Origin of the sequence: Shewanella holmiensis (assembly GCF_025370255.1) — a bacterium.
Lineage (GTDB): Bacteria > Pseudomonadota > Gammaproteobacteria > Enterobacterales > Shewanellaceae > Shewanella > Shewanella holmiensis.
Genome location: NZ_JAMTCD010000043.1, coordinates 1 through 9,420, shown reverse-complemented (window position 1 = coordinate 9,420; position 9,420 = coordinate 1). Strand labels below are relative to the sequence as shown.

The following is a 9,420-nucleotide window of genomic DNA, read 5'->3' as shown; positions in this document are numbered from 1 at the left end:
GCGCATCACTCGCTCCCTTTGGTCGCTGGGATGCCGACCGCTGCGCGGTCGTCACCCGTGTGCTTTGCGTTATGTGTCTAGGAGATTTCGGTTGTGATTATCAAGTTCAATGTATTTGGCAAACAGATGTCCGTTCTTAAAAAAAATGATGAATGGCAACTATTTAATGAATCCGATACAGGTATTCGCTCACGAGTCTACGATGTTGTTATCCCATCTGATTTAGAGTCTACTGAAATTGGAACTTACCTTGATGATATATATCATGAATATTCATCTGAAAATCATCCAGATGTTATAGAATTAGGTTAGAGTAATAGCCACATAACACATATGAGCCTTCCGCCAGTCAATAGGCGAGCCTAACTTATTTGGCTGCTTTTGCAGTCAAATAAAAATCAATCAACAAATTCATCTACTTCGTCTGTCATTTAGCTGTCAAATCATCGTTTACAGCAAACACATATAGAGGCTCTCTTATTGCGATCTTATCGCTGCCTGACTCTTTTCACTCCTTTGAAATTTCAGGGGCACTAGACATTTATCGGTTAACCCTAAGATGGCACTATTCAAGTCTGAGGTGCTTATTGCACAGTTAGTTTCAGGCTCATTTAGGGTGTAAACGACTTTGTTGATTGTATTCATTAATGCGCGCCAATAAGGTGTCATTCTTTGTAAAATCAAGTGCAGGCCATGTAGCTTAAATAGCTTTTGGCATAGTGATGATGGTGAGAAGTCATTGCTTCATTAGCCACATCAGTCACGGTCATGCTCGCTTCTCTTTTTAAAAGAGTATCTAGTTAGACGTTCAACTCACCTTATTGCGCGACTTATCCTTTTAAGAATCGTTGTTCATCAAACACCGTTTTGTTTTTCAACATGAAATAGACGCAGCGGCCAAGCTTATGTGCCAGAGCTGATAACGCTTTAGCCTTACTCATTCTTTTCTGCAATCGATTAAGGTAGTTACGGGCTTTGTCATTGCCTCTAAGGTAAAGCACAGCAGCTTCTGAGAATGCCCATTTCAAATGAGCATTACCGATTTTATTGCCATTAGTACCATAGGTTTTACCTGCAGATTCAGCTTTACACTTCACCAGGCGTGAGTATGAAGCAAACTTTTGTACCGACTCAAATCGACCGATATCACCGATTTCATACAAAATTGTCAGTGATAGAATCTTGCCAATACCAGGCACGGTTTTAAGTAGTTCTAAATAGACGGGGTTATGGTTTTTGGCTTGTTTTTCGATGAACCATTCAACCTGTGCGAGTTCCTTTGCATAACAATCGAGTAGCGCCATGTCTAAATCGATATTACGTTGCACGATAGGGTCTTGATATTGCTCGCGCAGTTTTTGCCTTGCGGAGATGTTTTTAAGGTTTAAGTCAGTAGCAGGCAAGTTGTATTGGCTGTTGGTGTTAACCACATGACCTTTTAGCATAGCGCCGTGACGGACAATCTTCATTCTACGACGTAGTAGGTCGCGTGCAGCGCGCATTTCGCTAGGGTAATCGTAGGCTATTGGAAAGTTACCACCGCGCAGCAGTGTAGCAATTTTAAAGGAATCGACTTTATCATTCTTAGTTTTACCACCATGAATCGCCTTCATATAAAGCGCATGACCTAACACAAAATCAATCCCAAGTTCAGCACACCAATCAGACACCCAATACCAGCAATGCATGCACTCAACCCCGACAATGACATTGCCGATATAGGGTTCAAGTATGAGTAGTAAGTCATCTTTATCAGCACCAATCTTTTTATGGATGACAACTTCCCCTTTAGAATCAATGATACAAACGTAAAGTAAACGTGCATGTAAATCGATACCACAGTAGTATGGATGTGAGTTATTATAAAATCTCATTGAGTTTTCTCCTGTTGGTTTAGTCACCTTAAGCATACCGCTGATGCGGCTTGCTAGGGAGGAGGCTCAATGAGTATCAAGCTGTTAAACAAGGACAAAAAACAGTTGGTTTTGCTCCTTCGTCGCTAATTTTAACCAACAATTTTTTGCCTGTTAACAGGGCGTTATGCTTAATTTCGGAGAGTACATGGAAATAGTTGAAGCGAAACAAACGGATTTAGAGTCTTTTTTCGATTACTTGAAGTCACAGCTTTTAGATAATGCCTCTGATGATTCACCATTATTTCTGCCAATAGCAAAGCAGCATTGCCAAGTTTCTGAACAACTCCGCGCTAAGTTTCAAGATGGTTTTAGATTTGAGTTCGGACAGTTAGGGTGGCGTAAATTGTGGTTAGCGAAAGACATTAATGGATTGATTTGTGGTCATATTGCTTACTCCATTTACTTACAAAAAACGCTCAACACTGTACCTAAATTGAGGTAGGCTGGCGCTGTGTTCTTAACTCGTTGCTTATTAAGGAAGAATATGCGTTTATCCTTGTTAGTTTTGACGGCCAGTATCTGCCTGTTGCCAACATTAACTCGCCAAGCTCAAGCAAGTACCTGGCCTAAACTCCCTGAAGCTGTGCAGGAAATTTACCCAACAGTGTTTGAAAACCAAATCTGGGTAGCGGGGGGGATTTCTTCTTCACTACCGCAAAGCCAAGGCAATATGACGGCTAAGGTGCACTATTGGTCGACGGAATTTAAGCAATGGCAAGGTGTTGCCGATTTACCGGAAGGGCGCCACCATACCTACTTACAAGCCGTGGGTGATAAATTGTTTGCTTTTGGTGGTTTTATTCATTCGGCTCAGGGGCAGTGGTTGAATACTGCCGATGTTTTGTTGTTTGATAAAGCAAAGAATACTTGGACTCGGGTGGCTAAGATGCCAGTGCCGCTGAGTGAAACTGTGGGCGCGGTATTGAATGGCAACATTCATTTGGTGGGCGGCCGCAGCCCGCATTCGGATCAAAATGGCCAGTGGCAACACAGCAGCGATATCGCAAGGCACTTTGTTTTTGATCCCACTACTTTGACGTTTTCTGAAGCCAAGCCTTTGCCAAAGGCTTTAAATAGTGCGGCTAGCGTTCAATACCAAGGGCGTTGGATAGTATTGGGTGGCCGTCAATTTGGCGGTGGCAATTTACCTGAGGTGTTGGAATACCTCGTGGATGAAAACCGTTGGCAAGTGCTGGAGAAGATGCCAGAAGGCCGAGCCGGGCATGCCGCTGCGGTACTCAACAACAGTATTTATGTGTTTGGTGGAGAACATGAAAATGGGGTTTACCAAGATATACTTTGTTACGCATTTGCCACGGGTCAATGGCAAGTGGTGGGTAAATGGCCCATGCCTCAGCATGGGCTGGGTGCAGTTACCTTAAATGACGAAATTTGGTTAATCGGGGGCGCGAGCCGGCCAGGTTTAGCAGAAACCAGTGCCTTATTGGCAAGTGCCAAGCCACTGATCCAAGATGCAAAATGCGAATCGCCTAAAAAATAGCATTCAGGTTGTTGGGATGTGCAGGTGATTTTACATCGGCAAGGCTAAATGGATTGTAGCCTTGCCGTTCGTTAAGTTTGCTAACTGGGTACTTGAGCATATACCCAATGGATTTCAAAGAAAATACTAGACACCCATAAATATCTTCAGTGCGGATATCCATACCCGCTTGTAACAAGTGGGTGGCGAAAGAGTGGCGTAAAGTGTGGCAGCTAACATGCTTGCCGATAGCCGCTTTGCGGGAGGCACTCTTGACTGCCTTTTGCAAACCTGACTCATCAATATGATGGCGACGCAGCAATGTAGAATCAGGATCAATGCTTAGTTTGCCGGATGGAAATAAATACTGCCAGCCAAGCTCTTTTGGCGCACTGGGATATTTTCGGGCTAAAGCAAAAGGTAACCAAACCCCAGCATAATCTGCAGTTTCCAGATCTTGCTGATAATAAGCCTCGACCAAGGAAATTTGGCGTTTTAATGCCGGCACCAGCTCAGGCGCTAAGGTCACCCGACGGTGCTTACCACCTTTACTTCTGAGAATGCCCATTTCAAATGAGCATTACCGATTTTATTGCCATTAGTACCATAGGTTTTACCCGCAGATTCCGCTTTGCATTTGACCAGTCGTGAGTATGAAGCAAACTTTTGTACTGACTCAAATCGACTGATATCACCGATTTCATAGAGGATTGTCAGCGATAAAATCTTACCAATGCCAGGTACTGTTTTAAGTAGTTCTAAATAGACGGGATTATGATTTTTGGCCTGCTTTTCAATGAACCATTCAACTTGAGCGAGTTCTTTGGCATAGCAATCGAGTAGTGCCATGTCTAAATCAATGTTGCGCTGCACGATAGGGTCTTGATATTGCTCGCGAAGTTTTTGTCTTGCAGAGATGTTTTTAAGGTTTAAGTCAGTAGCAGGCAAGTTGTATTGGCTGTTGGTGTTAACCACATGACCTTTTAGCATCGCACCGTGACGGACAATCTTCATTCTTCGGCGTAACAGGTCGCGTGCAGCGCGCATTTCGCTAGGGTAATCGTAGGCTATTGGAAAGTTACCACCGCGCAGCAGTGTAGCAATTTTAAAGGAATCGACTTTATCATTTTTGGTTTTACCACCGTGAATCGCCTTCATATAAAGTGCATGACCTAAGATAAAATCAATCCCAAGTTCAGCACACCAGTCAGACACCCAATACCAGCAATGCATGCACTCAACCCCGACAATGACATTGCCGATATAAGGTTCGAGTATGAGGAATAATTCATCCTTGCTGGCACCTATCTTTTTATGAGCTACAACTTCCCCTTTAGAATCAATGATACAAACGTAAAGTAAACGTGCATGCAAATCGATACCACAGTAGTATGGATGTGAGTTATTATAAAATCTCATTGAGTTTTCTCCTGTTGGTTTAGTCACCTTAAGCATACCGCTGATGCGGCTTGCTAGGGAGGAGGCTCAATGAGTATCAACTGGTTGCAGCGGACGGCGCTTCGCGCCAGCGCTGAACCGGAGCGTTAGTGCGTCAAGCGAAGTTTGATGTATCTTGCAGGGTGCAAGTCCCTGTCGGGTAAGGTCTAACTCACCACCCGTATCGAGTGTTGCGCCTATGGCGGAGCTGTTTTTTTTCCAGCGAACAAGATAGGTGAAGCGTACACAGAGAATTAAGTAGGCCATAGGGGATGCGTGTCCCTGAAGCGCTGTTATCGCTCCGATAAATACAGTCTGACTGACGAGGTTTGTAACGCCACTGAAGTCCAAGCAAAACAACCGTAATGAGTGAGGTTGCGGCGAGTCAGCGGAGTTCTTAAGCTGTGGCATGGTTAAAGAGATGCATCAGGAACTTGAGAGAGCCAAAGGTGTTCCGCAAGGAAGCGGTAGGGAAGCTAAGTCAAAAGCAAGGCCAACGATGACCCTTTGGCAGCGGAGCGCCGCCCGGTCAAACCTGCTCTTAGTAGTTTGCATGAGCGAGTTTTACCAATACATCAAAGCCAAACGGTCAAACAAGCTCAATACTTGGATGCCAATTGAAACGCAAACTGATGGGATACCGAAATTACTTTGGCCTGCCAGACAATAGCCGCAGCCTTGATAGATTGTACAGTTATGTGTTGCACAGTTTATATTAGTGGTTGAATAGGCGAAGTGGCAGGCGCAGTTACAATTGGAGTAATTTCAAGAAGATGCTAATGTATTACGCCATAGAACGACCAAGAGTGAGTAATCGATTTATTCACGTGGATTGGTACTAGGTGCGTGTTGATTTACACGCGTGAATATATAACTGAAGAGCCCAAAAGCTCGATGCGGTAATTCCGCACGTCCGGAACTGTGTGGGGGCGGCCCAGTAATGGGTCGCTCTACCACGATGACCTTCGAGGAGAGAACTTTATGACCACTCGGCGCACCTTCATTAAATCATCTTGTCTTCTTACCGCAGCCACTCTGCTTGGCGGAGTGAAAGGAGTATTCGCGATGGCGAATAGTAAAGACGTTTGGTTCATGCCAGACGAGAGTGACCCACATCAGCGTACATGGATGGCTTTTGGAGCCAGCCGAGAAATATGGGGTAAGAAGCTATTGCCAGAAGTGCAGCGCAACTTGGCGACAATTGCTCTGACCATCGCAAAGTACGAGCCTGTTTCAATGCTGGTTCGCCAATCTGACTTGCAATTAGCCCAACAACTGGTGGGGAACAAGGTTGAGCTGATTGTCTGCCCGCTTGATGATTTGTGGATGCGCGACACGGGCCCAGTTTTTGTCGTGACGGAGAATGGTGACAAAGCAGCGGTTGACTTCAACTTTAACGGATGGGGAGAGAAGCAGGACTTTGACTACGATGCTGAAGTCGCCTCGTTCGTTGCTCAACATGCTGCTGTACGACGTATCCAGACCGACTTAGTACTTGAAGGAGGCGGTATCGAGGTTGATGGGCACGGTACGGCGATCATTACCGAGAGTTGCGTGCTAAACGACAACCGCAATCCGGGTGTGAGTAAAGCTCAGTGCGAGCAGGAACTGAAGCGGTTACTTGGGTTGGAGAAGATCATTTGGTTGCCTGGCATCAAGGGCAAAGACATTACCGATGGGCATACGGATTTTTACGCCCGCTTTGCTCGCCCTGGGGTGGTTATCGCTGGCTATGATCCTGATCCTGAGTCTTTCGATCACGCGGTGACAAAACGACATTTGGAAATTTTGCGTAATGCAACGGATGTCGAAGGCCGCAAATTGGAGGTTGTTGTTCTTGAGGCACCTTCAAAGGTTCGAGAGAAGTTTGCAAACGACGACTTCGCCGCTGGCTACATTAATTTCTATGTCTGTAATGGTGCCGTTATTGCCCCTGAATTTGGTGATCCGCAAGCCGATGCTGCAGCTAAACGCGAACTGCAAAAAGTGTTTCCTGGGCGAGAAGTTGTCCAGATCAACATTGACGGCATTGCCGCTGGCGGTGGAGGCATTCATTGCACGACACAGCAAGAGCCGAAGGTCTAACACATGTAGAGGCTCACTTAGTGCGATTTATTTTGACATAAAGAATGCTGCCTGACGCTTTTCAATCCTTTGAAATATCAGGTCGCGCAGTTTATGGCGGCGTGAGGCAGTAGAATGACTCATTTGGTCAAATCTTTAGGTGATTTTAGGGGGCTCAAATGCATCGCTTAGAAAGCGATATAGGAGGCCTAAAAAATGGCTAAATGTCTAAAAATAGACATTGTACAGGCTCGTTAGCATTCTTGAGATTTCCCCATTATTTAGAGTCTTTATAAAATGTCGACAAGAGAAATATTATTGGTTCTAGTTTTGGTATTTGCATCAGGTTTTATATCCAGCCAAATAGCGAATGTATCAATACCTCAGTACGCGGTAGCTTTTATGGCGATGATTGGTGGTTTTGTTGCAGTAGCTTTCAACAGGTTAAAACATTTAGATGATCTTAATTTAACTCGTAAAAAGGATGCCTCACTAGAATATATTAAGCACTTTAGTGAATACCGTTCAGCTCTACTGAGTCTTATTGACCCATCAGTAAAAGATGACATTTTCCATTCAAATTTAATAGAAGCAACCAAAAACATGAACGCATCACTAGATAAACTTCACGTAGTATCAAGTGATATAGTGTCTGAGAATCTAGAGTTAAAAAATTGTGAAGTAGTAAAGTTAATGATGGATTTTAGAGCTAAATCTACAGAGTTTGGTGAAGATAAAGTATCATTGTTAAAGTGGTTTGTTGAGGAAGATATTGGCTCTAAACTTAATATAATGAGGTATGAAATCATTAGCCTTATAAATACTGAAGTTGGCGATGGCTCGGGCACTAAAAGGTTTAAGATCGCTATTGACTCAAACAACGCTTATTTCAAAGGTTTATTTTCCAAGTTGTTAAAATAGAATGTTAAAAAGGCATTTAAATGGAGCAAAAACAGTGGGTTACGTTTCGCTTCGCTACACATTATAACCCACAATTTTTGTCCGCTTAACGCAGCGTTAGTTTACAAAAAGGATTTTGGAAGTGTTTGAAAGTATTGCGATCTATTCAGGGTTAATTGCAACAATCTGGATCTTTATTGGTGTTTATGTAGCAGGTCGATTTTATGCTGGTTACGATCATTCTAAACAATTTTGTAGTGAATTAGGTGCGACAGGTAGTCCAACTGAAAAATTATCTCCCTTAATTAATAACTATCCCCTAGGCTTTCTATTTTGCTTTTTTGGTTGGTATGTTGCACAACTTTCAAACGTTTCAATCTTGGTTAACATTGCTGGCTGGTTAGTGATCGTTCATGGTATTGGTACATGGGTGGCAGGTTACTTCCCAATGGATGCTGATCCATTTACAAAGAATCCAACATTCAATTGTAAAGTACATTCTTGGGCTGGGTTTATCATGCTACTTTCGTTGGTTGTAGCTCCAATTTTAATTGCAATAAGTCCAACAACTGAAGTTATCCCACTATTCCTTCGAATTTTTTCAATTTTTTCTGTCGTAGCAGCAGTTTATTATCTATTTGCTATGGCTAAAGCGGTTAAAAATCAAAGTAACCCAGGCATTCATCAACGCTTATCTTATGGCTTTCAATTAATTTGGTTAAGTGTGTTTTCATTAGTATTGGTGTAAATGTAAACTAACAAGCAAAGTTAACGGGACAATTTTAAGCAGGCTTCCGTCGCTTTGCTCCTAATTATAGATAGCCTGTTTTAAAGTTTTCCCTGCATAGGGAGTTAGGTTACTTGGAGACTTGGTGGAAAATCTAAAGGCGAAGCTCATTGAATTAGAAGAGCATTTATTTGAGGCTGAGACCAGAGCTTCATACGGCGAATTGGATGAACTCATTGCGGATGAGTTCACTGAAATTGGTTGTTCTGGAGTTCGATTTGGAAAAAAAGAAGCTCTGGAGCGTCTGCCATCAGAATTGCCTCCTAAGATCAGAGCATCTGAATATGAATTAAGACATTTAGCGCCAAATTGTGCCCAGTTACTTTATAAAGCTGTAATGGTAAAAGGTGGTGATACAAGCGCGATTTACTCATTACGATGTTCAATATGGTCTCTGATAAATGGGAGGTGGCAAATGATTTTTCATCAGGGCACATTATGTAAAGCATTTGAGTAGCAACCCTGACAAGGCCATTAAATACGCTCCCAACGGTCCTACCGTCGTGGACTTATGGCGAGGTTATATTTCAATGAAAGGATTCAACTATGAAACCGTATAATAATTTATCAACACAAAACTTACCTTTGTTATTGCTAATCACAAGGATTACAACTGTTTTAGCGCTAATTGCTATTGTTTTATCGATTGTTGCCTTTATCGCTTCTTTCTTCATGAAAACGGGATTTGGCATTAATCAATTCTTTGTTTTATCAACAGCTATATTCCCGTCAGCCATGTATGTTTTATTAGGCTCGGGTGTTGTTGCTGCAATTATTGCTTTTGAAGAAAGTTATCGCAAAAAGTCTGAGGCGTATATTGCATCACTTAACTAAAA

At 43.0% G+C, this 9,420-nt stretch carries 10 protein-coding genes and 1 pseudogene; 8 read left to right on the top strand and 3 right to left on the bottom strand.

Features of this window, described 5'->3' with window-relative positions; translation table 11 throughout:
* Positions 1 to 93: 93 nt before the first annotated feature.
* Complete coding sequence (locus tag NE535_RS18305; protein WP_425347477.1) at positions 94 to 312, top strand: DUF7661 family protein; 219 nt, start codon at positions 94 to 96, stop codon at positions 310 to 312.
* Between the two features lie 518 nt (positions 313 to 830).
* On the opposite strand, the gene NE535_RS18300 is transcribed toward NE535_RS18305, so the two are convergent.
* Positions 831 to 1,874 carry an IS110 family RNA-guided transposase gene (locus tag NE535_RS18300; RefSeq protein ID WP_261299991.1) on the bottom strand — a complete coding sequence of 348 codons (1,044 nt, stop codon included), beginning with the start codon at positions 1,872 to 1,874 and terminating at the stop codon, positions 831 to 833.
* Between the two features lie 187 nt (positions 1,875 to 2,061).
* Here NE535_RS18300 and NE535_RS18295 point away from each other — a divergent pair, with 187 nt between their 5' ends.
* Together NE535_RS18295 and NE535_RS18290 are read left to right on the top strand one after the other, a co-directional pair.
* Positions 2,062 to 2,358: a hypothetical protein gene (locus tag NE535_RS18295; RefSeq protein WP_261299990.1), complete on the top strand. Its 297-nt coding sequence runs from the start codon at positions 2,062 to 2,064 to the stop codon at positions 2,356 to 2,358.
* Between the two features lie 42 nt (positions 2,359 to 2,400).
* Positions 2,401 to 3,417, top strand: a complete 1,017-nt coding sequence (locus NE535_RS18290; RefSeq protein ID WP_261299989.1) for a Kelch repeat-containing protein — start codon at positions 2,401 to 2,403, stop codon at positions 3,415 to 3,417.
* Here NE535_RS18290 and NE535_RS18285 read toward each other — a convergent pair.
* Positions 3,407 to 3,925: a tyrosine-type recombinase/integrase gene (locus NE535_RS18285; protein ID WP_425347476.1), complete on the bottom strand. Its 519-nt coding sequence runs from the start codon at positions 3,923 to 3,925 to the stop codon at positions 3,407 to 3,409. The genes NE535_RS18290 and NE535_RS18285 overlap by 11 nt on opposite strands.
* An 11-nt stretch (positions 3,926 to 3,936) precedes the next feature.
* Positions 3,937 to 4,815, bottom strand: a pseudogene (locus NE535_RS18280) (IS110 family RNA-guided transposase); the annotation flags it as partial.
* A 1,083-nt stretch (positions 4,816 to 5,898) separates the two neighbouring features.
* On the opposite strand from NE535_RS18280, the gene NE535_RS18275 reads away from it, so the two are divergent.
* From NE535_RS18275 to NE535_RS18255, 5 genes are all read left to right on the top strand, one after another.
* The gene (locus NE535_RS18275; RefSeq protein WP_261299988.1) at positions 5,899 to 6,918 is read left to right on the top strand and encodes an agmatine deiminase family protein; all 1,020 of its coding nucleotides are present in this window, start codon (positions 5,899 to 5,901) and stop codon (positions 6,916 to 6,918) included.
* A gap of 276 nt (positions 6,919 to 7,194) precedes the next feature.
* A complete protein-coding gene (locus NE535_RS18270; protein ID WP_261299987.1) occupies positions 7,195 to 7,818 on the top strand; it encodes a hypothetical protein in 624 nt (207 codons plus the stop codon).
* A 121-nt stretch (positions 7,819 to 7,939) separates the two neighbouring features.
* Positions 7,940 to 8,545 carry a DUF998 domain-containing protein gene (locus tag NE535_RS18265; protein ID WP_261299986.1) on the top strand — a complete coding sequence of 202 codons (606 nt, stop codon included), beginning with the start codon at positions 7,940 to 7,942 and terminating at the stop codon, positions 8,543 to 8,545.
* A gap of 124 nt (positions 8,546 to 8,669) precedes the next feature.
* Positions 8,670 to 9,041 carry a nuclear transport factor 2 family protein gene (locus tag NE535_RS18260; protein ID WP_261299985.1) on the top strand — a complete coding sequence of 124 codons (372 nt, stop codon included), beginning with the start codon at positions 8,670 to 8,672 and terminating at the stop codon, positions 9,039 to 9,041.
* An 89-nt stretch (positions 9,042 to 9,130) separates the two neighbouring features.
* Positions 9,131 to 9,418, top strand: a complete 288-nt coding sequence (locus tag NE535_RS18255) for a hypothetical protein (RefSeq protein ID WP_261299984.1) — start codon at positions 9,131 to 9,133, stop codon at positions 9,416 to 9,418.
* Positions 9,419 to 9,420: the final 2 nt, after the last annotated feature.

What these genes read in the sequence shown, in the direction of transcription:
- NE535_RS18300 (WP_261299991.1), bottom strand. Translation starts at nt 1,874, where the DNA reads ATGAGATTTTATAATAACTCACATCCATACTACTGTGGTATCGATTTA.
- NE535_RS18295 (WP_261299990.1), top strand. Translation starts at nt 2,062, where the DNA reads ATGGAAATAGTTGAAGCGAAACAAACGGATTTAGAGTCTTTTTTCGAT.
- NE535_RS18290 (WP_261299989.1), top strand. Translation starts at nt 2,401, where the DNA reads ATGCGTTTATCCTTGTTAGTTTTGACGGCCAGTATCTGCCTGTTGCCA.
- NE535_RS18275 (WP_261299988.1), top strand. Translation starts at nt 5,899, where the DNA reads ATGGCGAATAGTAAAGACGTTTGGTTCATGCCAGACGAGAGTGACCCA.
- NE535_RS18270 (WP_261299987.1), top strand. Translation starts at nt 7,195, where the DNA reads ATGTCGACAAGAGAAATATTATTGGTTCTAGTTTTGGTATTTGCATCA.
- NE535_RS18255 (WP_261299984.1), top strand. Translation starts at nt 9,131, where the DNA reads ATGAAACCGTATAATAATTTATCAACACAAAACTTACCTTTGTTATTG.